Below are 23981 nucleotides of genomic sequence, written 5' to 3' on the forward strand. Positions count from 1 at the left end.
TCAGGAAGCAGTCGGGCTCAAGAAAGCGAGGCGGAGTCGCTCATGGCGGCCGTCACATCCTGACCGAACTGAAGCTCGGCCAGGTGACGGTAGAGCGGGCTCGACTCGAGCAGCTCATCGTGGCGGCCGCTGGCCACCAGCCGGCCCTTGTCCAGCACCAGCAAGCGGTCGGCGGCGACCACCGTCGCCAGGCGATGGGCGATCACCACGCTGGTGCGGTCCTTCATCAGCCGGTCCAGGGCCTGCTGCACCAGCTGCTCGCTCTCGGCGTCCAGGGCGCTGGTGGCCTCGTCCAGCAGCAGTACCCTTGGCTCCTTGAGCAGTGCCCGGGCGATGGCCAGGCGCTGGCGCTGGCCCCCGGAGAGTTGCACGCCGCCGGGGCCGAGTGAGGTATCGAACCCGCGGGGCAGAGCCTCGATGAACGCCAGGGCATTGGCATCCCGGGCGGCCCGGTGCAGTTCATCGAAATTGGCCATGGGCCGGCCGAAGCGCAGGTTCTCGGCCACGGTTCCGGTGAAGAGCACCGGCTCCTGGGCCACCAGACCCAGCGCCGAGCGGAGTTCGCGTGGGTCCAGGTCGCGCAGGTCGATGCCGTCCAGCAGAAGGGTGCCCCGGTCCGGGTCGTGGAAGCGCAGCAGCAGCGTGAGCAGGGTACTCTTGCCGGCCCCGGAGGGCCCCACCAGCGCCACCCGTTCGCCCGGACGGATCCGCAGGTCGAGGGCCTCCAGCGCCGGCGTTTCGCGGCCCGGGTAGGTGAAGCTCACGGTGTCGAAGCGGATCTCCCCGTGCAGGGGGGCGGGCAGGGGCACGGGGCGCTCAGGTGCTTTAATTGCCGGCCGTGCCTCCAGCAGTTCCAGCAGGCGTTCGGCGGCCCCGGCGGCGCGCTGTACATCGCCTGCCACCTCGGCCAGCGTCGCCACGGCGCCCGCTGCCAGCACGGCATAGAAGACGAAGGCCGAGAGCTCGCCGGCGGTCATGCTGCCGGCCAGCACCGCCTGACCGCCCTGCCAGAGCATCACCCCCACCGCGGCGAAGACCGCCAGCATGGCAATGCCCGTCAGCCAGGCGCGCTGCCGAGTGCGGGCCACGGCGGTGGTGAAGGCTTCCTCGACCCGAGCACCATAGGCTTGGCGATCGTGGGTCTCGTGAGTGAAGGCCTGGACGGTGCGGATACCGGCCAAGGCCTCCCCGGCGTAGCGGCCGAGCTCCGCCACCCGGTCCTGGCTGAAGCGTGAGAGTCGCCGTACACGGCGCCCGAACCAGAGGATCGGCAGCACCGTAGCGGGGATACCCAGCAGTACGATGGCCGAGAGCCACGGCTGGGTCACCAGCATCAGCGCCACCGCCCCGATCAGCATCAGCAGGTTGCGCAGCGCCAGCGATATCGAGGAACCGAACAGGCTCTGCAGCACGCTGGTGTCCGCCGTCAACCGCGAGGTGATCTCCCCGGCGCCGCCACTCTCCCCGGCGCTGCTCTCGAAGAAGCCGGGCTCGAGCTCGAGCAGGTGGTCGAAGACCCGACGACGCAGGTCGGCCGCCAGCCGTTCGCCGATCCAGGTGACCAGGTAGTAGCGCAGTGCCGAGGCGATCGCCAGTACCGCCACCACGCTGAGCATCAGGCCGAGGGTCTGGTTGAGCCGTGCGCGATCCTCATCCAGGAACCCCTGGTCGATCACCAGGCGCAGCCCCTGGCCGAGCAGCAGCACGCTGGCCGCGGCAGCGAGCAGCGCCAGTCCGGCCACTGCCAGGCGCCAGCGGTAGGGGTGCAGCAGAACCAGCAGGCGCAGCAGCACACGGGGATCGGGTTGTTGGGCCATGGGGATCTCGTCGGCAGGCGTTGACGCGACGATAACAGCCCGGGGCGGCCGCTGCATGGCAGTGTCGGGAAAGCACTCGACGCGATGCCGCTTGATGCGACATCCGCAGCCTTCCCGTCTAGAGCGTCTTCAGGAACGGTTGAAACGTCGCCCGTTAGCTGGGGCTGCAACCGGGGCAGTGACGCGAACCTCAGCCGGCGTGAAAGTCATCGGCACGCTCTCCAGCAGGGGCGGCTCGTGATCCTCCGGGGCCACCACCAAGCAGTTGCGCCCTCTTTCCTTGCCGGTATAGAGGGCCCGGTCGGCGCGCAGCAGGCCCGGGTCGATGCTGGTCTCGCCATCACCGACTCGACTGATGCCGACTGTGACCGTCAGGTCCAGCAACACGCCCTTGACCTCCACAGGCGTCAGGCACACTGCCTCACGCAATCGTTCGGAGATTTCCCGGGCGGTGATCAGGTTGGCCTGGGGCAGGGCGATGACGAACTCCTCACCGCCGTAGCGGCCGATGATGTCGCTCTCGCGCAGTACCGACTGGCAGCGGGCGGCGACCACCGTCAGTGCCAGGTCACCAATGGCATGGCCATGTATATCGTTGATGGACTTGAAGTAATCGATATCCACCATGCACAGCGAGAGGGGGGATCCGTCACGCTGAGCCCGGCGACGCTCCCGCTCGGCCAGCTCGAAGAACCGCCGGCGGTTGGTAATTCCTGTCAGCTCATCGGTCCTGGCGATATGGCGCAGGCGCCGTTCCAGCTGGTTGCGCTCCTCGATCTCTTCCTTCAGTCGCTGATTGTTCGAACGTTCTTCCAGCAGGTTGGCGAACTGGGCACGCTGCAGCCGATGAATCCGGAATACCGTCAGCCAGCACAGCAGGTTGACGAAGCCCAGCAGCAACAGGTAGTTCACCAGGACCCCGCCGGGCAGTGGTGACCATAGAACCATCGAGATCAGGAAGCCGCCGAACAGGTAGGCGTTGCAGGCTAGCATCCAGGGTATGCGGTTGGGTATGAAGAGGTAGAGGGCCATGCTGGCGGCCACGATCGAGGAGAAATTCGTCATGATGCCATCCGTCCGCAGGGGGATGGTGAGCAGCAGGCCAGTGATGGCCAGCAGGCAGATCAGGTTGATCGGCAGTGGAGCCTGGGCCAGGGAAGGGCGCCGCCATACCGCCAGGGCCAGCGACAGGAAGCAAGTGGCAACGATGACGCGCATGGCCAGCAGCATCATGAAATCATTGTTCAAGCCCAGCAGGCTGAAGTCCGTCAGGCTGAAAGCGAGGAACAGGCCGGCGGCCACCACGAGAGCATGACGCATCTGGCAGGCGTCTTGCGCCAGCATGGTTCGGCGGAACAGGGTCTCCTTGGCGGAGTCCCGAAATTCGCCATGCCAGTCGAGTTGGTTACCATCCTCTGCATGGGTGCTCATTCGAACTTCCTTGACGAATCGTGCCCGCCTTCATGACCAAGGCCGTCTGATCATCTCACTTCAAGTCAGCCGGACTGTGAAAGCATGGTGCCGATTTCCGGTTCCCGCCAGCCCCTTTCGGCAAATGTCACAGCAGGCTTACGATGCGTGTAAGCGATCACTTACGAAGGGCGTATGAGCCATGGATGAGAACGAGCTCAGTCGTTAGTCTGCTTTGCTACAGTGAAGAAGAACTCAACGTGGCGGCGGGACGAGACACTGACCGAGCCGCTGACGAGGCAACTAAGGAAAAGAGGGATGGCCAAGATGACGATCAACAGCAGTGAGCGAGCTAGGTGCTGAAGAAGCTACCTATGCTGTGCCGGGCCGTCCCCGATGGCCTCTGAGCCCGTGGTCGCCCTGGTGATGGCGGCCGGGCGCTCGCGCCGCTTCGCCGGCGGCGACAAGCGTCTGGCCGTGCTGCCCGACGGTCGTTGCCTGCTGTCGAGCAGCTGTGCGCTGGCAAGCGACGTCTTTGCGGATGTCCGGGTGGTGCTGCGTGAGGAAGATGACCCTTTGGCGCTGGGCCTCATCGACCCGGCGCTGCGGATCATCCGGGCGCCCCGCGGCGATCAAGGGTTGGGCGCCAGCCTGGCAGACGCCTTCGGCGCTCTGGGGCGCGACCCGGCGCTGGTGAACTGCCGGGCGGCGGCGGTGCTGCTCGGCGACATGCCCCGTATCGACCCCGGCACCCTGCAGCGTCTGGAAGCGGCCGCCGAGCGCGACAGCATCCTGCGCCCCTGCCAGGGAGGCCGGCCGGGGCATCCGGTGCTGTTCGGTCGCGACTTCTGGTCGGCGCTGGAAGGGCTCGGCGGTGACACGGGCGGGCGGCCGGTATTGTGCCGCTATCCGGCGAGCCTGAGGACACTGGCGGTCGCCGATCCTGGTATCCACCGGGATATCGACACCGCCGAGGCGCTCGCGGCGCTCGAGAGGTAAACCGGCCTCAGGCCTCGCTCACCCCTTGTTCACCCTTTTTCTTCAACCCTGCCGCTTGAGCTGTTCGCGCAGTTGCCTGGGCACCTGCTTGATGATCAGCCGGTCCCGGTCTTCGTCATACTCCACGCCGGAGCCGAGCAAGTGGCAGTCGAAGCTGATCGAGACCCCGCCGGCACGGCCGGTGAAGCGGCGGAACTGGTTGAGGGTGCGCCTGTCCGGCGGGATCTCCGGGGAGAGGCCGTAGTCGGCGTTGCGGATGTGATCGAAGAAGGCCTTCGGCTGCTGCTCGTCGAGCACCTCCGAGAGGGCCTCCAGGGTCATCGGCTCGCCGCGGCGGGCCTGGTCGCTGGCGTAGTCGAGCAGCGCGTCGGTCTTCTCGCGGCTGGCCTCCTCGGGCAGGTCCTCCTGCTCGACATAGTCGCTGAAGGCCTTGAGCAGGGTGCGGGTCTCGCCGCTGGCGTCCACGCCCTCCTCGGCGCCGAGCAGGGCGGCGAATCCCTCGGCGAGCTTCTTGCCGCCGCGGTCGCGGGTCCAGGAGAGGTACTGCTTCGAATCGCCGGCCTGCCACTGGTTGATATTGAGGCGCGCGGCCAGGCTCATCTGCGCCAGGTTGAGCTGGCGCGCCGGCACCACCTGCAGGGACTCGTCGATGGCGAAACCCTCCCGGTGGTGCAGTAGTGCGAAGCTCAGGTAGCGGGCGTCGCCGACCTGGTGGTGCAGCACCACCAGATCGCCGGAGAGCGAGAGGTGGGCGTCGACCAGCGCGGCGATGCGCTTCGCCAGGTCGCGGGAGAACACGATGAAGTCGAGGCGCCCCTCGAGGGTGTCCGCCAGTTCGCTGGCGAAGGGCGAACTCCCCTCGCCCTCGGGCGTCGTCTCGGCGAAGTGGCCCCACGCCTTGGGCTTGGCATTGAAGGCATCGTTGACACCGGCCAGCAGGTCGTCCAAGGCCGGGGTGGGCGGCAGCGCTTCCGTGGCAGGCACCAGGCTCATCGGTGCCTCGCCGGCGGCCTTCTCGATGCGATGGACGATGGCGTTGAGGATCGGCATGGCGCCTCCCGCGGTGATGGACGAGGGCCCGGATGATACGCGCAGGAAGGCGTGATCGATAGGCGCGCTGCCGTCAGCGCCCTTCCAGGTAGGCGGTCATCGAGCCGGCCAGCAGCAGGGCGATCAGGTCGGCCTGGCGATGCGTCTCGGTCTTTTGGAAGAGGTTGCGCAGGTGGAAGGCGACGGTGGTAGGCGAGATGCCCATCCGCTCGGCGATCTCCTCGGTACGCGAGCCTTCGAGCAGCGCCATGGCGATACGGGTCTCGGTCGGCGTCAGGCCGAAGAGGCTGGCCAGCACGCCCTCGGGCAAGGGCGGTCGCTTGTCGGGGGCGGAGAGCAGAACGACCACGCTGGTATCATCTTGCACGGCGCTGGATTCCCGTCCCATGGCACATACCAACACCAGCAGGCCGTGATCGCCTGGACGATTCGGCAGGCGCAGCGAGTACACGGGCTCTTCGCCATGCTGGCTCGCCCGGGAGGCATCCTCAATGGCCTTGCGCAACGGGCGGGCCTCGCTGCCCCTGGCGGAGAGGGTGTCGTTCAGCAGCAGCGCATCGGTTTCCTCGACCAGGCGATGGGCGCGCTGGTTGGCGAAGGTGACATGCCCCTGGCCGTCGATCAGCACCATGCCGGGGGCCACCAGATCCAGCGCCCGTGTCGCCGAGCGGAAGGCCTGGCGCGAGGCCTCTTGCCGCAAACCGGACATGGCCTGACGCAGCTCCTGCAGTTCATGGTTGGATTTTGCCCGCATGCGCCTGACCTGGCGCAGGCGTGCCTCCACCGTGGCCAGCAGCAGGTCGTAGTCGATGGGCTTGACCAGGTAGTCATCGGCACCACAGCGCTTGCCATCGACCACGTCGCGGGGATCCGAGAGCGCAGTCAGGAAGATGAAGGGGGTGTCGGCCAGATGAGGGCGGCGCTCGCTTATTTCTTCCAACACGTCGTAGCCATTGAGGCCGGGCATGTTGATATCGCAGAGGATGAGATCCGGTGCGCTGGCATCCATCTGCTGCAGCGTTGCCTCGCCGTCCCCGGCCTCGAGTACCGCGTAGCCCGCCTCCCTGAGTTCCTCGCAGATGTCGGTGCGCAGGTCCTCCTGGTCCTCGGCGCAGAGGATCAGCGGTGGCTGGTGGGCGCGTTCAGGCTGGGACATGGGGCGCCTCCTCCGAGTTGGCGGCCGGCAGCCGCAGGGTGAAGACGGAGCCTTCGCCAAGGGAGGAGCTCACTTCTAGGTCACCCTGCTGGATGCGCGCCAGGTGGCGAGCGATGTTCAGCCCCAGGCCGATGCCATCGGTGCCTGCCGCATTGCTGCCCCGAAAGAAGCGTTCGAAGAGTCGGGCCTGCTCGGCCTCGGGAATGCCCGGGCCGCCATCCGCTACCCGGCACACCGCCTGGCCCTCTTCCAGCGCCGTGGTGATGCGCACGGGTTGCCCGGCGGGGGAGTATTTGAGGGCATTGGAGATCAGGTTTGCCAGCACCTGCTCGGTGAGGGCGCGGTCACACCAGGCGAAGGCCTCCGGGCTGTCATGCGCTGTGACCAGCCGTTCGATGCCGTGCGCCTCTTCCTGCAGGCGACAGAGGTGATCGACGATGGCAACCAGCGAGTGGCGGGTCGGGCTGGTTTCGACCTGCTGGCCATCGAGCCGCGCCGCGGTCAGCGAGGACTCCACCAGGCGGGTCATCTGTTCCACCGCCTCGCGCAGCCGCTGATAGCGCTCGCTGCGCTTCTCGGGTGTGAAGTGGTGGTGACGTCGCTGCAGGCGCTGCAGCCCGGAATCGATCACCGCCAGCGGGGTCCGGAACTGGTGCGAGACCATGGCCGCGAAGCTGCGGTAGAACTCGCTGACGCCGCGTTCGCGATTCAAGGCGCGGGCAAGGGCATCGGCGGTCTCCTTGTAGCGGCTGATGTGTCTGGCGATTTCCTCCTCCAACTGGTCGCGGTGTGCCGTCAGTGCCCGCTGGGCCACACGTCGCTGGCGAAGGGCATGGACCAGCAGCAGCGTCAGGGCGAGGCCACTCAGGGTGATGCCGACGACGGAACCGATCACCTGCAACAGGCTGCTGCGGTAGGTATCGAGACGGGCACCGGTGCTTTCCCACTCGGCCATCATGACCGAGTTGGCGATGCGATTGAGGCGGGCCATCAGGCTGTCGAGATGCGGGATCAGCGCCTCGGGACGAAAGCGCGCCTCGCCCTCGGTGTTGTCGACGATCGCCAGCAGGGCGCGGAGATCCTCGAGCGCGGCGTCGAGCGGCGCCTCCAGCCCCTGGGCGAGGAGGTAATCGCGCTGGGGCCCATCGTCCATCAGCGTCAGTCGACTGGAGAGGATGTCCAGGCGCAGCTCGGGGTCCGCGCTCCGCTGACCCAGCGCACGTCGGTTCACCGCCTGGTCCAGCCGGTGACTGGCGACCTGTGCCTGAGTGACCACCCACAGCATGTTCTCGTCGACGTTGTCGCGCATGTCGTTCTCGACTTGAAACAGCCGGATGAGGGCAAAGGCCAGGAAGGCGGAGAAGGCCAGGATGGCCAGGCTGGCGACCAGATAGACGGGAAAGGGGTGCAGCCTGGGCATTACTCGATCTCGAGACGGTGGAGCTGCCATACCCAGCGGTAGTCGTAGCGGATGTCCTGGAGCTCGGCATGGTCATCGCGCGGATAGACGATCCACAGCGGGCCCTTGTCGCGACGGGTCAGCCGTTGGTCGTCCATATGCGTGGCCAGGATGACGTCATAGTCGTAAAAATCCTGGAGGGGGATCTCGACGATGTAGTCGTTGAGCGCGATGGCTACGGCGGTCTCGCCGTTGGCGTCGAGCCACTCCAGCAGATCCCGAACCAGGAAGCCCTCGAAGTGGATCACGCCGTCGGTCACGGAGGTGGAGGTGGTCAGTTCATGACGCGGCAGTGTCTCGAGCAGGTCGAGATCCAGGTGAGCCTCGTCATCCTGGTTGGTGGCGGCTATCTGCCCGCTGACAACCAGCTTGACCTCTCCTTCGGGGGAGGGAAGCGGCTCGGCAGGGTTCTGGGCCAGTCCCGGCCCCGCAAGGAGCAAGGTGGCCACGACAAGGCAGTGCCTGATCAGCATCATGTCTCCCCCTTCGCGAATCCTGATCTCCGATTACCACTCTACTCCCAAGGATGCCGTGCTACCCCCTTCAAATGAAGGGGGCCGAGGGCAAGGCAAGACGCTATGTTGTCGGGCAGGCATTCGATCAAGAACATGCGCATTACCCATGCCGACGACATCGTCGGGGATATCCGCGACGAACTGGAGGCCTACCTGCGCATGGAAGCCAGCGATCCTGACACCGTGGCGTCACCTGGAACCCAGAGCGGGTAACTGAAAACGGATAACCGATAACCGAGGAGGGGAGTGCCATCCAGGCCAAGGCGGATCCTGGGGCACGCTCCCACGAAGAGGAGCAAGGCGATGTGGGATTTTCGTATCGGACAGGCACTGGGGCTCATGCTGCGCACGCTGCCCTTCATCCTCTTTCGGCTGGTCGTCTATTTCGGTGTGGCGCTGGCCTATGTGCTGATGACCGGCGTGGGGGCCGGGGTCGGCTGGGGCATCGGCGGCTTTGGTGACGAGGGCTTCCGCGCCGCCAGCACCTTCTGGGGCGGTGTGATCGGGTTCGGCATTGTTGGCGCCGTGATGTATGTGCTGCGCGAGTACCTGCTCTACGTCGTCAAGGCGGGCCATATCGCCGTACTGGTGGAACTGCTCGACGGCCAGACCTTGCCCGAGGGGCGCGGTCAGATCGACCATGCGAATACGGTAATCAAGGAGCGTTTCGGCCAGGCCAGCCTGCTGTTCGGTGTCGACCAGTTGATCAAGGGGGTACTGCGTACCATCACGGGCCTTATGCGCGGAATCTTCGGGTTCTTGCCGATTCCCGGTGCGCGCCAGTTCATTCGCATCATCGAGGCCTTCCTGAAGATCGCCGTGGGATTCATCGACGAGGTGATCCTGGCCTACTGCATCAAGACGCGCTCCGACAATGCCTGGGCCTCGTCGCGTGATGCGCTCGTGCTCTACGGCCAGAACGCCAAGCCAATGCTCAAGAATGCCGCCTGGCTGGCGCTGATCGTCTACGGTCTCTCGTTCCTGGTGTTCCTGATCATGCTGGGGCCGGCGGCCCTGGTGGCCTACATGATTCCCGGCGGCTGGTCCGCCACCGGGGTGATCGTGGCGCTGCTTTTCGCCTGGAGCGTCAAGGTGGCGCTGCTGGAGCCCTTCGCCATTACCTGCATGATGCAGGCCTACTTCAAGACCATCGAGGGGCAACAACCCGATCCGGAATGGGAGGCCAAGCTCGACGGCCTGTCGAAGAAGTTCCGTAAACTCAAGCAGAAGGCGGCCGAATCCACCGAGCGCCCCTCTGCCGGCGAAGCCGGTGACTCATCAGCCGCTTCTCGAACCTGACGGACTTCCTCCCGGCACTTAGTCGGGAGTTCATGCAGCGACAAAGCATTAGCGTAGAAAGGAGCACAACATGAAGCGTGGCATAGGGTGGTTGACGTCGGGAGCGCTGGTCGCCTCGCTGGGGCTGGTTTCCGCCCAGGCGCAGGCGCAGACCGACGAGGTCGTCGAGCAGATCGAGCTTGGCCTGGAGCTCTACCAGGAAGAGGAATACGGCGCGGCCATTACCGAGTTGGAGTTCGCCATCAACGATATCCGCCAGCTGATGTCGGGGCGCATCGCCGAGACCTTCCCCGAGGCGCCCGAGGGCTGGAGCGCCGGTGCGGTGGAGTCCGCTGGTGGTGGAGGCGGAGCGGCGGCGATGTTCGGCGCGGGCGGCAGCATGCTGGAGCGTGAGTATCTCCAGGAGTCGGGAAGCGGCAGGCTGACGGCGAAGCTGATGATCGACAACCCCATGATTCAGGTGATGTCGGCGATGTTCAACAATCCGGCGATGATCGCTGCCCAGCCCAACATGGAGCGTATCCGGATCGGGCGTGACTCGGCGCTGTTGAAGTGGGAACCCGAGCGCGGCAACGCCGAGGTCTCCTTCCTGATGGATGGCCGCATCCTGATGCAGGTAAACGGCCAGGGGCTGGAGTCGCAGGCGCCCGCCGTGGAACTGCTCGAGGCCTGGGATCTGGATGCCGTGCGCGAGCAGGCCGCTCGCTGAAGCGGCCGTGCCGGAAAACCGTGCTATTGCAGTAAATGAAAGCGGCGAGGCTCAGGCCTCGCCGCTTTCATTCGGTCCTTCGCAGACTGACGGGCCGGCTATTCGTACCAAACCGGCATTCAAGGGCGCCATACCAGCCTTCCCTGGCCGGCAGGACGATCACTCCAGAACGAAGTCGACGTAGGGGACGGCAGGCATCTCGCCCGGGGGGAGATAGTCAGGGGCCGGCTCTCCCAGCGACTCGAAGGAGCGGATGTAGTGATACAGGGCGCCGGCGTCCTCCACGCTCATCGCGTTCAGGTTGAACCAGGGCATCGGCGGCCGTGCTCGCAGGCTGTGAGTCATCTCGACCCACTGCTGCTCGTCCAGCTCGGCGGCCAACAGCCGTAGGTTGGGCGCATAGGTGGTGCCCCAGGGGCCGTGCCAGCCCAGCACGTCGCCGGTCAGCCAGAGCTCCTCCGGCACCTGCCCCTCGGCGATGCCGTAGTTGGGGGTATGACAGTCGTTGCAGCCACTGGTCAGGGCGATGTAGCGGCCACGCTCCACGACCTCGGCAGGGACATCGGAACCACTGTCTGTCTGGGCCAGGGCGAGGGTGGCCGGCAGCAGCAGGATGGCACCTATGGCGATTGCACCCAGGCACCTCGATTTCGCGGTGTTCATCGATCATTATCCTCGGGAAACGGACACTGCACGTCCGCCAGAAAATAATAATCCTGCCCTCAGCATCCGGGTAGGGTATGTCAAGCCCTCCCGGAAAATATTCTGCATCACCCCAGATTCCGGCCCTCCCTGGCCGTCGTCGTGCTCCAGTGTCGTCGCGGTGAGCGCTGAGCCTCATTCGAGGGTGAAGGGCGTACTTGCCAGCACCTCGCCGCTGTCCGAGGCCTTGTAACGAACCTCGTAGTCACCTGCTGAGCTGGGCGCGAAGAGTTGCACGGGACTGCCTTGGGAGGCTCGTGCATCACGGATGGCCGCGGCATCAGGCGCGCTGCCCGCCTCGACGATCTGGATGAAGTCCTCGTAGCGCCCCGGTCCTTGCCAGTTCACCGTGACCACGCCACCCGCCTCGGGGCTTCCCTCGATGGCCAGGCTGACCTCGCCGGCCCCCACGCTGACTGGCACGCTGGCCAGGGTCCGCCCGGACTGCTGGATCACGTAGCGTACCTCGTAGTCGCCCGGTTCTTCGGGAGCATCGAGGGTGACCGGCGATCCTCTGCTGGTGCGCTCATAGTCGGTATAGCTGCCCTCGGCGGCGCCGGCCTCGACGATGGTGATGTAATCCTTGGGATTGTCGGGGCCCGTCCACTCCACCTGGAATTCGCCGCTGGGCACGATGGGTTCATCGACCATCAATTGCGCCGTGGCGGGAACCAGGCTGATGGGCTTGCTGGCCAGGGTACGCCCGGACTGCTGGAGCACGTAGCGGATCTCGAAGTTGCCCATGGCATCCGGCGCGGTAATCGTCAGCGGTGAGCCCCGGCTGGTGCGGGTGTAGTCGGTGTAGCTGCCCTCGGGGGCGCCGGCCTCGACGATGGTGATGTAGTCCTTGGGATTGTCCGGGCCTTCCCATTCCACCTCGATCTCCGAGGCCGTCACGGCCTCCTCGGGCGCCGTGACACTGGCGGACGCCGGAATGAGGTCGATGGGGTGACTGGCCAGGGTACGTCCGGACTGCTGGAGCACGTAGCGGATCTCGTGGCTGCCGAGGGCATCCGGCGCGGTAATCGTCAGCGGCGAGCCCCGGCTGGTACGGGTGTAGTCGGTGTAGCTGCCCTCGGGGGCGCCGGCCTCGACGATGGTGATGTAGTCCTTGGGATTGTCAGGGCCTTCCCACTCCACCTCGATCACCGAAGCCGTCACGGCCTCCTCGGGGGCGGAGAGGCTGGCGTCCACCGCTGTCAGGGTGATGGGATGGCTGGCCAGGGTCTCGCCACTCTGCTGGTGCACGTAGCGGATCTCGAAGTCGCCCAGGGCATCCGGTGCGGTGATCGTAAGCGGTGAGCCCCGGCTGGTGCGGGTGTAGTCGGTGTAGCTGCCCTCGGGGGCGCCGGCCTCGACGATGGTCACATAGTCCTTGTCGTCATCGGGGCCCGACCACTCCACCTCGATCACCGAGCCTGCCGGGGCCTCGTCGGGTGCCGTCAATTCGGCGGCGGGCGGGGGTGCCGGTTCGGGCTCTGGCTCTGGCTCGGGTTCCGCGACGGTCTCGCCGGCGGCCTGCTCCACCTGGCTCAGGGCGCTTGCCAGCTCGGCGCCGGAGTTGGTCTGGAAGAGCTCCCCGCCGGTCTGCTCGGTCACGCAGGAGAGCTGCTGGATCTCGCTGTCGGTGAGGCCGAAGCCGACCACATGGGCACGAATCGCCAACCCCTGCTCCGCCAGCCGCGCCGCCTCGGCGCAAGGGTCGCCGTCGCAGGTCTCCAGCCCGTCGGTCACCAAGATGATGTCGGCGGCCTCGGCGGTGCGCGGGATCTGCTCGGCAGCGAGTCGCAGGCTGTCGCCGATCGGTGTCATGCCCTGGGGGTTCAGCGCGCGTATCTGGTCCGCCAGGGTATCGGCATCCTGCAGCTCCATGGCGGCGATGACCTCGATATCCCCGCAATCGCCTCGGCGGTTGTGGCCATAGGCCAGCACACTCAGGGGTACTTCGGGGTCACGGCCCTGGAGATACTCGTCGATCACGTCACGGGCGACCTCGATGCGCGTGATATCGCCGTCCATGCGGTTCCACATGGAGCCCGATGCATCGAGCACCATCACCCCCACGCGTTCGGCCATGGCGGGCGTGGCTCCCAGCAGCAGCGCCGCGGGAAGCAGGGAAATAGACCGACTCAAACGGGCCATGCAGCACCTCCGGGTTGCTATACGTCAACGCACAGCATAGCCAAGGGTGCTGCCGGCGTGCCCCCTCCATTCGGACGGGGGCAGGTCCTTGAGCTTCATCTAGGCTACTGGTTGGTGTGAGTTTCAGGAGGATAGTGCCATGCCGTATCTGCGCAGGAAGGTAGCCGGGATGTTGCTGGGGCTCTGGTCCATGGGCGCCATGGCGAGCGGGGAGATGACTGCGGACCTGCGACTGGCCGAGGCCGAATCGCTGGAGGCAGTGGCCCGGGCCTTCCTGCCGGAAGCGGAGTGGCAGCATAAAGACGCCCAGGCGTTGCAGGCACAGGTCCGCCAGGTGCTGGCGGATGGCCGGGAGGGGGGTGCCAGCGTCTTTCTCCCCGACGCCGATACCGGGCCGTTGAGCAATGCGCTGCTGGTGGTGCTCAATGAAGAGTCCGAGCTTCCTCATGTGCGCTATCGACTGCGCTATGCCAGGGCCAGCGTAGATCTCGAGGGGCAATCGCCACTGCCGGTGGAGCTGGTGGAGGTGGCCCGCTTCAACCTCGGGCCGGCGCGTCGCACCGAGCTGGTCGAGATGCATGGCGAGGAACGGGTGGCGCCCGCCGAGGTATTCGGTCAAGGCCCCGACGTGGCCTGGCGCTTCGTTAGCCGCCCCATCATGGGGCAGATGGCCGATATCACCCATGCGGCCAGGCACGAGTTGCCCGACGAGCACGCCGAGCGCTGCCTGGGGCTGCCTTGTCGTGATGCCGAGTCTCTCAACGAAGTGGTGCGCGACTGGCCGGAGCCACAGCCCTTCGAGCCAGAGCCCTTCGAGCCAGAACCCCTTGAGCCGCAGTCCCCCGAGTCGGCGTTGGGCGAGCCATCGCTGGAACTCTCGCTGATGGAAGCGGGCCTGGAGCGCCTGTGGCTCATCGAACGCGACGAGCGCGGACGAGCGCGCTGGCGTAGCCCGGAGTGGCCAGAAAGCGCATCCGCGGGCGAGCCCTTTATCGAGGTCTCCCTGGAGCGTGGCCTGGGACAGGACGATAACGTGGATGTGGTCATCCACCACGACCAGCTGATGGATCACGAGATCCGCGCCCTTTGGCAGCGCCTTATCGCCTTCGATACGGGGCCGGAGCAGAGGCCGCTGGTGTGGGTCGCCCAGGAACGGGAATTCTGGCCCCGGCCCGAGTAGGGGCTTTTACGGCTTGAGCCGGTAGCCGCTCTTGAAGATCCAGTGCAGTACCGCCAGCGCCGAGCCCAGGAACAGCAGGATCACCAGCAAGCTGACCACCGGGCTGACATCGCTGATGCCGTAGAAACTCCAGCGGAAGCCGCTGATCAGGTAGACCACCGGGTTGGCCAGGGTCACCGTCTGCCAGAAGGGCGGCAGCATGTCGATGGAGTAGAAGGTGCCGCCGAGGAAGGTCAGCGGGGTGATCACCAGCAGCGGTACCAGCTGCAGCTTCTCGAAGCCATCGGCCCAGATGCCGATGATGAAGCCCAGCATGCTGAAGGTCACCGCGGTGAGCACCAGGAAGACCAGCATCATCAAGGGATGCTCGATGGAGTAGGGCACGAAGAGCCGCGCCGTTGCCAGCACGATCAACCCCAGGATCAGCGACTTGGTGGCCGCCGCACCCACATAGCCCAGCACCACCTCGACATACGACATCGGCGCCGAGAGGATCTCGTAGATCGAGCCAGAGAAGCGCGGGAAGAAGATGCCGAAGGAGGCGTTGGAAACGCTCTGGGTGAGCAGCATCAGCATGATCAGGCCCGGCACGATGAAGGCACCGTAGCTGACGCCATCCACCTCGCTGATGCGCGTGCCGATGGCCGCGCCGAACACCACGAAGTACAGCGAGGTGGAGATCACCGGCGAGACGATGCTCTGCAGCACGGTGCGCAGGCTGCGCGCCATCTCGGCGTAATACAGGGTCTTGACGGATTGCAGGTTGAAACGCTTCATGCTCAGTGACGCTCCTGGACCAGGCTGACGAAGATGTCCTCCAGCGAACTCTGGCGGGTATGCAGGTCCCTGACTCGCAGCCCCACTGCCTCGAGATCGGCCAGCAGCCCCGAGATCGTCGAGCCGCCTTCCTCGCGGGCCGCGTCGTAGCTGTAGACCAGCGCGTGGCCCTCGTCGGCGAGTTCCAGGCCGTGCCCTGCCAGCGATTCCGGTACCGCCTCCAGCGGCTCCTGCAGGTGCAGGGTCAGCTCCTTGCTGCCCAGCTTGCGCATCAGCGCGTGGGTGTTCTCCACCAGCACGATCTCCCCGCGGCGGATCACCCCGATGCGGTCGGCCATCTCCTCGGCCTCTTCGATGTAGTGGGTGGTGAGGATGATGGTCACACCCTCGTCGCGCAGCCCGCGGACCACCTCCCACATCTCGCGGCGCAGTTCCACGTCCACACCGGCGGTGGGCTCGTCGAGGAACAGCACCTGAGGCTCGTGGGCCAGGGCCTTGGCGATCAGCACCCGGCGCTTCATGCCGCCGGAGAGCTCCAGCAGCCGGCTGTTGCGCTTCTCCCACAGCGTCAGGGAGCGCAGCACCTTCTCGATGTGCGCCGGATCCTGCGACTTGCCGAACAGCCCGCGGCTGAAGCTCACCGTGTCCCACACCGTGGTGAAGGCCTCGTTGGTCAGCTCCTGGGGCACCAGGCCGATCAGTTCCCGCGCGGCGCGGTAGTCACTGACGTTGTCGTGGCCATCCACCAGTACCCGGCCGTGGCTGGCGTTCACCAGCCCGCAGATCACGCTGATCAGGGTCGTCTTGCCCGCGCCGTTGGGGCCGAGCAGGGCGAAGATCTCGCCCCGCTCGATCTCGAGGTCGATATCGATAAGCGCCTCGAAACCATCCGAGAAGGTCTTCGAGAGCTCCTCGACACGGATCATTGGCGCGTCACTCAAGGGTGATGTCTCCGTCGAAATCGAGCGCCAGGCTCAGGCCATCCACCTCCACGGTCACGCGTGCCGGCAAACTCTCGTTGCCCTTGAGGTGACCATCGGCGAGGGCCTGCTTTACGGCCTTCTCGATCTCCTGCTGGGTGGTGACGCCCACGTTCTTCAACAGTTTGCGGATGCTGTGTTGAAAGGCCTCGTCGTTCATTCGTGGCTCCTCCTGGATGATCGCTGGGGTTGTCTATCCTAGCGCGACTGGCGGGATGATACAGGGGTTGTACAAGAAAAGCCGTGCATGGCGGCCATGCACGGCGTTGTCCTCGCGAGCCGGGCGATCAGCTGCGGTCGGTGATCTCCAGCAGGTGGTAGCCGAACTGGGTTTTCACCGGGCCGTGCACCTTGCCCACGTCACCCTCGAACACCACCTTGTCGAACTCCGGCACCATCTGGCCCGGGCCGAAGGTGCCGAGCTCGCCGCCCTGCTTGCCGGAAGGGCAGGAGGAGTGCTCGCGAGCGACCTCGGCGAAATCGCGACCGCCCTCGATCTCGGCCTTGAGTTCCTTACACTTCTCTTCGCTGTTCACCAGGATATGACGCGCGCTTGCCTTGGTCATGTTGCTCTCCTCGAAGGTCGGCAGGGATGCCGGTTGATATCCCCGAAAGCATATCACGCCACCCCGCCGATTTTCCCGGGAGCGACGCTTGCAGCGCGATGCGGGTCTTGTGGAGCACTTTGGGTCCTTGTGGGAGATTCTATGTTGCCCTTCAAGCGTTCATGAGGCTCGGAGGGCGATATTCGGTCTGGTGTTTCATCAGCGAAAACGCAATGCGAGCCAGCTTCCTGGCCAGGATCACCAGGGCCTGGGTGGTCTTCAGGCCTCGCGCCCGGTATCGCTGATATGTCTCTTTCCACGGCGGCTGGCGGCTCGCTGCCATGGCGGCATTGTGTAGTAGCCGCCGGATCTCCGGATCGCCTTTCTTGGTCAGCTTGCGCCGCCCCCGCTGTTTGCCCGAATCGCGTACCCGTACATCCAGTCCCAGGAAGGCCACGAAGGCATCGCTGTGCCGAAAGTCGCCCCGCAGGAAGGCCATCACCAAGGCGGTGGCGGTCAGCTCGCCCACGCCCTCCACGGCCTGGCAGCGCGCCACCTGGTGGCGAAGCCCTACCTCTCGGACGATAGCCCGGAGGCGCGACTGGATCACCTGATCGATCCGCGTCAGCTGGGCAATCAGACGCTTGAGGTGGGATGCCAGCCACGGCAGTTCGGTGCAGCTCTGCTGAATCGCCACCCGGGCCTGGACCAGTGTGGCGCGGCGCCGCAGCAGGGACTGCAGTGATCGGTACGCGGCCGGCGGCGGCGTCCAGGCCCTCAGCAGTTCGCGCTCCCGGCTAAGATAGCGTGCCAGCAATCGGGCATCACTGCTGTCGGTTTTCGCACGACCGCCAATGCCTTGCCGGTAATGATTGAGCTGGTAGCCATCGGTCACGAAGATCTCGTGGCCGCATTGGTACGCCAGTTCGATCAGCGCGACGTGATAGGTCCCTGTCGCTTCAACGGCGATCGCACAGTGAGCGGGTAGGTCACGCACCCATTGCTTGAGGATAGGCTGGCGATTTTCCAGGGTTTCCTGAGTCTCGAGGTCCTGACGATAGACCACGAGTTCGTCCTTGGCGACGTCGATACCGATGAGGGTCTGGATTGTCATGCTCTGGCCTCCGCGCTAGGTTGAGAAGGCTTGCCGGGGTGCACCCAGGCGCTGGCTTGCCAAGATCGTCGGTCTGAGAGACGCTCAGCCGATGGATTCCTTATCGGCGCTGAATGGGTGGGGTGGGGCCATGTCTCCCACTGTCTGTACCCCGAGGGGCCAGATGCAAAGCTCGTCCCTCCACCCCGGCAAGTCTTCTCAATACTGCCCTGCCTGGTCACTTCCAACATACAAGCACTGCTTGCAGCGCGATGTTCTCCTTCACCGGCAGTTGGCGCCGCCAGATGCCGCGGCGTAGCATTACCCCCAAGATTCCCATCGCAAGGACCCGCGACCCCCATGTTCGAGCAGACCTTCAAGAACATCGACGATGTGCTCTGGAAAGAGGCCGGCTGCGCCACCGAGCTGGACTACACCGAACAGACCTCCTGGCTGCTGTTCCTCAAGTACCTTGACGATCTCGAGCAGCGGCGTGCCATGAACGCCACCCTGGCCGGCAAGGCCTTCGATTTCATCATTGATACCCCCTATCAATGGTCGACCTGGGCCGCACCCCGCAAGCGCGACGGCAGCCTGGACCACGACAGCGCCCTGACCGGCGATGACCTGCTGGATTTCGTCAATCGCGACCTCTTCCCCTACCTGCAGGGCTTCCGCGAGCGCGCGACAGGGCCGGATACCATCGAGTACAAGATCGGCGAGATCTTCTCGGAGGTCCGCAACAAGTTCCAGAGCGGCTACAGCCTGCGCGATGCCCTGGAACTGGTCGATGGCCTGACCTTTCGCTCCCAGGAGGAGAAGCACGAGCTCTCGCACCTCTATGAAGCCAAGATCAAGAACATGGGCAATGCCGGGCGCAACGGAGGCGAGTACTACACGCCGCGCTCGCTGATCCGCGCCATGGTCCGGGTGATCGACCCGAGGATAGGCGAGCGAATCTACGACGGCGCCGCCGGCTCGGCGGGCTTCCTCTGCGAGGCCCACGACTACCTGCGCTACGGCTTCGGCAGCGACGAGCCGCGCCAGCTCACCACCCAGCAGCTCGACACCCTCCAGGCGCATACCTTCTACGGCAAGGAGAAGAAGAGTCTGCCGTATGTCATCGGCATCATGAACATGATCCTGCACGGCATCGAGGCGCCCAACCTGGTGCACACCAACACCTTGACCGAGAACCTCGCCGACCTGCAGGAGAAGGACCGCTTCGATGTGATCCTCGCCAACCCGCCCTTCGGCGGCAAGGAGCGCAAGGAAGTCCAGCAGAACTTCCCGATCAAGACCGGCGAGACGGCCTTCCTCTTTCTGCAGCACTTCATCAAGCGCCTGAAGGCCGGCGGCCGCGCCGCGGTGGTGATCAAGAACACCTTCCTCTCCAACGCCGACAACGCCTCCAAGGCCCTGCGCCAGGAACTGCTGGAGAGCTGCAACCTCCAAACCATCCTCGACTGCCCCGGCGGCACCTTCCTTGGCGCCGGGGTGAAGACGGTGGTGCTGTTCTTCGAGAAGGGCGCCCCGACCCGCAGCATCTGGTACTACCAGCTCGACCCCGGCCGCAGCTTGGGCAAGACTAGCCCCCTCAACGACGATGACCTGGCCGAGTTCGTGACGCTCCAGGCCAGCTTCGCCGACTCCGGCAACTCCTGGCGCGTCAGCGTCGACGACCTGGACCGCGACAGCTTCGACCTCTCGGTGAAAAACCCCAACAAGGCCGAGGCGGCGCCGCTCCGCGACCCTGAAGTCATCATCAACGAGATCGAGACCCTGGACCGCGAGGCCGAGGAGATCCTGGAAGGCATTCGGGGGATGTTATGAGGGAAGGGTGGAAGAGACTACCTATTTCAAGAGTCTGTAAGTTTTTTGCGGACGGTGACTGGATTGAAACGAAAGACCAATCATTTGAAGGAATCAGGCTTGTTCAAACGGGCAATGTCGGGCTGGGCGTGTTTAAAGATAGAAGGGACAAGGCAAGATTTATTTCGGAAGAAACATTTTCAAAACTCAAATGCGAAGAAATATTTCCAAGAGATTGTCTGGTATCAAGGCTTCCTGATCCCGTAGGGAGTCGTGTATTTTTCCACAGACTGACGACAGAATGATTACTGCAGTCGACTGCACAATTATTCGTTTCGACGGTTCAATTATCAAACCTGAATTTTTCAACTATTACTCCCAGTCTTCACAGTATTTGAGTGATGTGGAAACATACTGTACGGGTGCCACAAGAAAGAGAATTAGCAGGAAAAATCTTGGTAAAATAGAAGTACCGATTCCCTCTGTCTCTGAGCAAAATCGTATTATCGCCATCCTTGATGAGGCTTTTGAGGGAATCGATACGGTCATTGCCAATACCGAAAAGAACCTTGTTAATGTGCTGGAGCTTATAGGCTCTTATGTAAAAAAGCTTTTTTCTGAAAAATCAGACCTCTGGAAGCAGCGAAAACTGGGGGATGTTGGGCATAATCTAGACAGCCGGCGTGTACCTATCACAAAGTCAAAGCGAAAAGTAGGTGATGTACCTTATTATGGTGCTTCGGGTGTGGTTGACTACGTAGATAGTTATATCTTTGACGAAGATCTTCTTCTTGTATCGGAGGACGGAGCAAATTTACTGGCCAGAAGTTATCCCATCGCTTTTTCAATTTTGGGGAAGTCTTGGGTTAATAATCATGCGCATGTTCTTCGTTTTGATAATGGGACGAGTCAAAAATTTGTTGAATACTACCTTAATTCTATGTCTTTAAGTCCGTATGTGAGTGGCATGGCACAGCCAAAGTTGAACCAGAAAGCTCTCAATTCAATTGTCGTGCCGTTTCCTTCTATTTCTGAACAAGAAGAAGTGACCAAGCGGCTGGATGAACTGTCACCGTCGCGGCAGCAGCTGACTGCGATCTACCAGCAAAAACTCACCGCCCTCGCCGAGCTTAAGCAGTCCCTGCTGCACAAGGCCTTCTCCGGCGAACTGACGGCCAAGGGTGCCGAAGCGGCGGTGGAAGAGGCGACGGCATGAGCAACGAGAGCCAGGCACCCATCGTCATCTATCAGGAGGCCGACCAGGCGGTCGGGGTGCGGTTGGATGCTCAGCACGACACCGTCTGGCTGCGTCAGGAGCAGATGCGTGAGCTATTTGGCCGCGAGCGCTCGGTGATTACCAAGCACCTGAGAAACATCTTCAAGGAAGGTGAGCTAGATGAGGGGGCAGTGTGTGCAAATTTTGCACACACTGCCGAGGACGGTAAGACCTATCAGGTTCGCCACTACAACCTGGATGTCATCCTGTCTGTCGGGTATCGAGTGAAATCGCATCAAGCCACTCGCTTCCGCCAGTGGGCCACTCAGGTGCTGCGCGAGCACCTCACCCAGGGCTGGACGCTGAATCACCAGCGCTTCGAGGAGAACGCGCGCGAACTGGAGGCCGCCATGGCCCTGGTGCGCAAGACCGCTGGCAGCCCGGCGCTGGATACCGCCAGCGGCCGGGGCCTCGTGGATATCGTCACCCGCTACGCCCAGACCTTCCTGCTGCTGCAACGCTACGACGAGGGCCTGTTGATCGAACCCCGTGCCCAGGCCGGAGGCCGTCTGCCTTCGCTGAAAGAGGCTCGCACGGCGCTCGTCTCGCTGAAGGCCGAGTTGATCGGGCGGGGTGAGGCCACTGAACTCTTCGCCCGCGAGCGCGGTGACGGCCTCGATTCTCTTCTGGGCAACCTCGATCAGACAGTCTTCGGCGAGCCAGCCTACCCCTCGGTGGAGGCCAAGGCGGCTCACCTGCTCTACTTCGTGATCAAGAATCATCCCTTTGCCGACGGCAACAAGCGCAGCGCGGCCTATCTCTTCGTCGATTTTCTCTACCGAAACGACCGCCTGCTCGACGACAAGGGAGAGGCGGTCATCAACGATGTGGGTCTGGTGGCACTCACTCTGCTGGTCGCTGAATCCGATCCGGCCAACAAGGAGACCATGGTCCGGCTGATCATGAACATGCTGGCCGGTCCGGGAGAAGGCTGACGGATCGGTTTCGCCCTGTAAAACCGAAACTGGCTTTGCTCAGTAAAAGCTCATATGTTGTGAAGTGTTACGGAGCCGGAAGACTCCAGATCGTGCACCGACCGGACAAGGACTGACTCGATGAACGAAGCCGATACTCGCGCCGAGTTGATCGACCCCGCCCTCAAGGAAGCCGGCTGGGGCGTGGTGGCGGGCAGCCGGGTTCGGCGCGAGGTGATCACCCTGGGGCGGCTGCAGGGCGCGGGCCAGCGCACCCGCGGCGACATCGCCGACTATGTGCTCTTCTACAAGGGCCAGAAGCTGGCGGTGATCGAGGCCAAGAAACGCGATCTTCCCGTCACCGAGGGCCTGGCACAAGCCAAGCGCTACGCCGAGCGGCTACAAGCGCGTTTCGCCTATGCCACCAACGGCCTCGGACTCTACCGGGTCGATATGCACGCCGGCGAAGAAGGGTCGGTGTCCGGCTATCCCACACCGGATGCGCACTGGGCCGAGACCTTCCCCAAGCCGAACCCCTGGCGCGAGCGCTTCGGCGAGGTGCCCTTCCACGACAACGGCGGCCAGTGGCAGGCACGGTATTACCAGCACAACGCCATCAATCAGGCGCTGGAGGCCATCGCCGCCGGGCGACGCCGCGTGCTGCTGACGCTGGCCACCGGCACCGGCAAGACGGCCATCGCCTTCCAGCTCGCCTGGAAGCTGTTCTACAGCCGCTGGAACCTGACGGCCTGGAAGGGTGATGACGATACGCGTCGCCGGCCGCGCATCCTGTTCCTGGCGGACCGCAACATCCTCGCCGACCAGGCCTACAACAGCTTTTCCGCCTTCACCGAGGATGCCCTGGTACGCATCGCGCCGGACGCCATCCGCAAGCAGGGCCGGGTGCCCAAGAACGGCAACCTCTTCTTCACCATCTTCCAGACCTTCATGAGCGGCCGCGATGAGGAGGGCAACCCGGCGCCCAGCTTCGGCGACTATCCGCCGGACTTCTTTGACCTGATCATCATCGACGAATGTCACCGCGGCGGCGCCAACGACGAGAGCAGTTGGCGCGCCATCCTCGAGTACTTCGCCCCGGCGGTGCAACTGGGCCTGACCGCCACGCCCAAGCGCAGTACCAATACCGACACCTACGCCTATTTCGGCGAGCCGGCCTATGTCTACTCGCTGAAGGAGGGCATCAACGACGGCTTCCTGACGCCCTTCAAGGTCCGCCAGATCGCCACCACCCTGGACGACTACGTCTACACACCCGACGACAAGGTGATCCAGGGCGAGGTAGAGCAGGGCAGGCGGTACGCCGAACCCGACTTCAACCAGATCATCAAGATCAAGGAGCGCGAAGCGTACCGAGTGCAGGTGTTCATGGAGATGATCGACCAGCGAGAAAAGACCCTGGTGTTCTGTGCCAACCAAGCCCACGCCCTGGCGGTGCGCGACCTGATCAACCAGTTCAAGACGAGCCCCGAGCCCAACTATTGCGTGCGGGTGACGGCCGACGACGAGCGCTTCCTGCGCCGCTTCCAGGACAATGAGAAGACCCCCCCACTATCCTGACCACCTCGCAGAAGCTCTCCACCGGCGTGGATGCACGCAATATCCGCAATATCGTGCTGATGCGCCCGGTCAACTCGATGATCGAGTTCAAGCAGATCATCGGCCGCGGCACGCGCCTGTTCGACGGCAAGGACTACTTCACCATCCTCGACTTCGTCCGCGCCTACGAGCATTTCAATGATCCCGAATGGGACGGCGAGCCCGTTGCCCCCGAGCCCTGCGCTCGCTGCGGCGAGACGCCCTGCGTCTGCCTGGTCAGCCCGCCTGAGCCCTGCGAGCATTGTGGCAACCGCCCCCCCCCCCCCCCCCAGTTCGACAGATAGAAGCGTAAACCACTGATTAACCTGGAAACGCCTTTTCAAAATTGGCACTACAAGCGCGATGCGGTAGGCGCCGGCAGGCCAATCGCCTCGAAGAGGTCGCGTTGTTCAGGCTTCAATTTGGTCAGGCCGCTCGCTGTCTCGCGACGGTGAAGGAGGACCTGGTGGAACTGGATCTTGCGGGCAATTTCCAGTGCCCGCGTCGGTGACAGTGGGTTATCACTGGCCTTCAAGCGCATCCTCAACAC

At 64.1% G+C, this 23981-nt stretch carries 20 protein-coding genes and 2 pseudogenes; 8 read left to right on the forward strand and 14 right to left on the reverse strand.

Features of this window, described 5'->3' with window-relative positions; genetic code table 11:
* Window positions 1-17: 17 nt before the first annotated feature.
* Window positions 18-1817 carry an ABC transporter transmembrane domain-containing protein gene (locus BMY30_RS03730; protein ID WP_089710732.1) on the reverse strand — a complete coding sequence of 600 codons (1800 nt, stop codon included), beginning with the start codon at window positions 1815-1817 and terminating at the stop codon, window positions 18-20.
* A 129-nt stretch (window positions 1818-1946) separates the two neighbouring features.
* Window positions 1947-3248, reverse strand: a complete 1302-nt coding sequence (locus tag BMY30_RS03735; RefSeq protein ID WP_089710734.1) for a GGDEF domain-containing protein — start codon at window positions 3246-3248, stop codon at window positions 1947-1949.
* Window positions 3249-3623: 375 nt separating this feature from the next.
* On the opposite strand from BMY30_RS03735, the gene BMY30_RS03740 reads away from it, so the two are divergent.
* On the forward strand, window positions 3624-4226 hold the full coding sequence (locus BMY30_RS03740) for a nucleotidyltransferase family protein (protein ID WP_089710736.1): 603 nt from the start codon (window positions 3624-3626) through the stop codon (window positions 4224-4226).
* Between the two features lie 42 nt (window positions 4227-4268).
* Here BMY30_RS03740 and yejK read toward each other — a convergent pair whose 3' ends face one another.
* The 4 genes from yejK to BMY30_RS03760 form a co-directional block, all read right to left on the reverse strand.
* Entirely contained in the window at window positions 4269-5276 is a 1008-nt protein-coding gene (gene yejK / locus BMY30_RS03745; RefSeq protein WP_089710738.1) for a nucleoid-associated protein YejK, read from the reverse strand.
* A 73-nt stretch (window positions 5277-5349) separates the two neighbouring features.
* Window positions 5350-6432 (reverse strand): response regulator, encoded by a 1083-nt coding sequence (locus BMY30_RS03750; RefSeq protein WP_089710740.1) that lies wholly within the window; start codon window positions 6430-6432, stop codon window positions 5350-5352.
* Window positions 6419-7852, reverse strand: a complete 1434-nt coding sequence (locus BMY30_RS03755; protein ID WP_170840060.1) for a sensor histidine kinase — start codon at window positions 7850-7852, stop codon at window positions 6419-6421. Before BMY30_RS03755 ends, BMY30_RS03750 begins: the two co-directional genes overlap by 14 nt.
* Window positions 7852-8367, reverse strand: a complete 516-nt coding sequence (locus BMY30_RS03760) for a putative pterin-binding protein (RefSeq protein ID WP_211607221.1) — start codon at window positions 8365-8367, stop codon at window positions 7852-7854. Before BMY30_RS03760 ends, BMY30_RS03755 begins: the two co-directional genes overlap by 1 nt.
* Before the next feature lie 342 nt (window positions 8368-8709).
* On the opposite strand from BMY30_RS03760, the gene BMY30_RS03765 reads away from it, so the two are divergent.
* Both BMY30_RS03765 and BMY30_RS03770 read left to right on the forward strand, forming a co-directional pair.
* On the forward strand, window positions 8710-9705 hold the full coding sequence (locus BMY30_RS03765) for a hypothetical protein (RefSeq protein WP_089710742.1): 996 nt from the start codon (window positions 8710-8712) through the stop codon (window positions 9703-9705).
* A 70-nt stretch (window positions 9706-9775) separates the two neighbouring features.
* On the forward strand, window positions 9776-10414 hold the full coding sequence (locus BMY30_RS03770; protein ID WP_244516113.1) for a hypothetical protein: 639 nt from the start codon (window positions 9776-9778) through the stop codon (window positions 10412-10414).
* A 159-nt stretch (window positions 10415-10573) separates the two neighbouring features.
* On the opposite strand, the gene BMY30_RS03775 is transcribed toward BMY30_RS03770, so the two are convergent.
* Both BMY30_RS03775 and BMY30_RS03780 read right to left on the reverse strand, forming a co-directional pair.
* Window positions 10574-11077, reverse strand: coding sequence for a hypothetical protein (locus BMY30_RS03775; RefSeq protein ID WP_089710744.1), 504 nt, complete (start codon window positions 11075-11077; stop codon window positions 10574-10576).
* 174 nt (window positions 11078-11251) lie between these two features.
* Window positions 11252-13258 carry a vWA domain-containing protein gene (locus BMY30_RS03780; RefSeq protein WP_089710745.1) on the reverse strand — a complete coding sequence of 669 codons (2007 nt, stop codon included), beginning with the start codon at window positions 13256-13258 and terminating at the stop codon, window positions 11252-11254.
* A 139-nt stretch (window positions 13259-13397) separates the two neighbouring features.
* On the opposite strand from BMY30_RS03780, the gene BMY30_RS03785 reads away from it, so the two are divergent.
* Entirely contained in the window at window positions 13398-14438 is a 1041-nt protein-coding gene (locus tag BMY30_RS03785; RefSeq protein ID WP_139195463.1) for a hypothetical protein, read from the forward strand.
* 6 nt (window positions 14439-14444) lie between these two features.
* On the opposite strand, the gene BMY30_RS03790 is transcribed toward BMY30_RS03785, so the two are convergent.
* The 5 genes from BMY30_RS03790 to BMY30_RS03810 form a co-directional block, all read right to left on the reverse strand.
* Window positions 14445-15215: an ABC transporter permease gene (locus BMY30_RS03790; RefSeq protein WP_089710749.1), complete on the reverse strand. Its 771-nt coding sequence runs from the start codon at window positions 15213-15215 to the stop codon at window positions 14445-14447.
* A gap of 2 nt (window positions 15216-15217) precedes the next feature.
* Window positions 15218-16141 (reverse strand): ABC transporter ATP-binding protein, encoded by a 924-nt coding sequence (locus BMY30_RS03795; RefSeq protein WP_089710751.1) that lies wholly within the window; start codon window positions 16139-16141, stop codon window positions 15218-15220.
* Window positions 16142-16148: 7 nt separating this feature from the next.
* A complete protein-coding gene (locus BMY30_RS03800; protein ID WP_089710753.1) occupies window positions 16149-16355 on the reverse strand; it encodes a DUF6494 family protein in 207 nt (68 codons plus the stop codon).
* A gap of 127 nt (window positions 16356-16482) precedes the next feature.
* A complete protein-coding gene (locus tag BMY30_RS03805) occupies window positions 16483-16761 on the reverse strand; it encodes a peptidylprolyl isomerase (RefSeq protein WP_089710755.1) in 279 nt (92 codons plus the stop codon).
* A gap of 151 nt (window positions 16762-16912) precedes the next feature.
* On the reverse strand, window positions 16913-17854 hold the full coding sequence (locus BMY30_RS03810; RefSeq protein ID WP_089710757.1) for an IS110 family transposase: 942 nt from the start codon (window positions 17852-17854) through the stop codon (window positions 16913-16915).
* A gap of 339 nt (window positions 17855-18193) precedes the next feature.
* Between BMY30_RS03810 and BMY30_RS03815 the strand changes: the two genes are divergently transcribed.
* The 4 genes and pseudogenes from BMY30_RS03815 to hsdR all read left to right on the forward strand — a co-directional run.
* Window positions 18194-19666, forward strand: coding sequence for a class I SAM-dependent DNA methyltransferase (locus BMY30_RS03815; protein ID WP_089710759.1), 1473 nt, complete (start codon window positions 18194-18196; stop codon window positions 19664-19666).
* 280 nt (window positions 19667-19946) lie between these two features.
* Complete coding sequence (locus BMY30_RS03820) at window positions 19947-20861, forward strand: restriction endonuclease subunit S (RefSeq protein WP_089710761.1); 915 nt, start codon at window positions 19947-19949, stop codon at window positions 20859-20861.
* Window positions 20858-21856 carry a RhuM family protein gene (locus BMY30_RS03825; protein ID WP_089710763.1) on the forward strand — a complete coding sequence of 333 codons (999 nt, stop codon included), beginning with the start codon at window positions 20858-20860 and terminating at the stop codon, window positions 21854-21856. Before BMY30_RS03820 ends, BMY30_RS03825 begins: the two co-directional genes overlap by 4 nt.
* Window positions 21857-21976: 120 nt before the next feature.
* Window positions 21977-23709: pseudogene (gene hsdR / locus BMY30_RS03830) on the forward strand (EcoAI/FtnUII family type I restriction enzme subunit R); the annotation flags it as partial.
* A 74-nt stretch (window positions 23710-23783) separates the two neighbouring features.
* Here hsdR and BMY30_RS17940 read toward each other — a convergent pair.
* A pseudogene (locus BMY30_RS17940) lies at window positions 23784-23981 on the reverse strand (IS1634 family transposase); the annotation flags it as partial.

This window comes from Halomonas daqiaonensis, from assembly GCF_900109725.1.
GTDB lineage: Bacteria > Pseudomonadota > Gammaproteobacteria > Pseudomonadales > Halomonadaceae > Halomonas > Halomonas daqiaonensis.

Excerpts from the sequence above, each read along its gene's own strand:
- BMY30_RS03815 (WP_089710759.1), top strand. The coding sequence starts at position 18,194 with ATGTTCGAGCAGACCTTCAAGAACATCGACGATGTGCTCTGGAAAGAG.
- BMY30_RS03770 (WP_244516113.1), top strand. The coding sequence starts at position 9,776 with ATGAAGCGTGGCATAGGGTGGTTGACGTCGGGAGCGCTGGTCGCCTCG.
- yejK (WP_089710738.1), bottom strand. The coding sequence starts at position 5,276 with ATGCCGATCCTCAACGCCATCGTCCATCGCATCGAGAAGGCCGCCGGC.
- BMY30_RS03780 (WP_089710745.1), bottom strand. The coding sequence starts at position 13,258 with ATGGCCCGTTTGAGTCGGTCTATTTCCCTGCTTCCCGCGGCGCTGCTG.
- BMY30_RS03775 (WP_089710744.1), bottom strand. The coding sequence starts at position 11,077 with ATGAACACCGCGAAATCGAGGTGCCTGGGTGCAATCGCCATAGGTGCC.
- BMY30_RS03755 (WP_170840060.1), bottom strand. The coding sequence starts at position 7,852 with ATGCCCAGGCTGCACCCCTTTCCCGTCTATCTGGTCGCCAGCCTGGCC.
- BMY30_RS03735 (WP_089710734.1), bottom strand. The coding sequence starts at position 3,248 with ATGAGCACCCATGCAGAGGATGGTAACCAACTCGACTGGCATGGCGAA.
- BMY30_RS03740 (WP_089710736.1), top strand. The coding sequence starts at position 3,624 with ATGGCCTCTGAGCCCGTGGTCGCCCTGGTGATGGCGGCCGGGCGCTCG.
- BMY30_RS03795 (WP_089710751.1), bottom strand. The coding sequence starts at position 16,141 with ATGATCCGTGTCGAGGAGCTCTCGAAGACCTTCTCGGATGGTTTCGAG.
- BMY30_RS03800 (WP_089710753.1), bottom strand. The coding sequence starts at position 16,355 with ATGAACGACGAGGCCTTTCAACACAGCATCCGCAAACTGTTGAAGAAC.
- BMY30_RS03825 (WP_089710763.1), top strand. The coding sequence starts at position 20,858 with ATGAGCAACGAGAGCCAGGCACCCATCGTCATCTATCAGGAGGCCGAC.
- BMY30_RS03805 (WP_089710755.1), bottom strand. The coding sequence starts at position 16,761 with ATGACCAAGGCAAGCGCGCGTCATATCCTGGTGAACAGCGAAGAGAAG.
- BMY30_RS03810 (WP_089710757.1), bottom strand. The coding sequence starts at position 17,854 with ATGACAATCCAGACCCTCATCGGTATCGACGTCGCCAAGGACGAACTC.
- BMY30_RS03820 (WP_089710761.1), top strand. The coding sequence starts at position 19,947 with ATGATTACTGCAGTCGACTGCACAATTATTCGTTTCGACGGTTCAATT.
- BMY30_RS03730 (WP_089710732.1), bottom strand. The coding sequence starts at position 1,817 with ATGGCCCAACAACCCGATCCCCGTGTGCTGCTGCGCCTGCTGGTTCTG.
- BMY30_RS03790 (WP_089710749.1), bottom strand. The coding sequence starts at position 15,215 with ATGAAGCGTTTCAACCTGCAATCCGTCAAGACCCTGTATTACGCCGAG.
- BMY30_RS03785 (WP_139195463.1), top strand. The coding sequence starts at position 13,398 with ATGCCGTATCTGCGCAGGAAGGTAGCCGGGATGTTGCTGGGGCTCTGG.
- BMY30_RS03750 (WP_089710740.1), bottom strand. The coding sequence starts at position 6,432 with ATGTCCCAGCCTGAACGCGCCCACCAGCCACCGCTGATCCTCTGCGCC.
- BMY30_RS03765 (WP_089710742.1), top strand. The coding sequence starts at position 8,710 with ATGTGGGATTTTCGTATCGGACAGGCACTGGGGCTCATGCTGCGCACG.
- BMY30_RS03760 (WP_211607221.1), bottom strand. The coding sequence starts at position 8,367 with ATGATGCTGATCAGGCACTGCCTTGTCGTGGCCACCTTGCTCCTTGCG.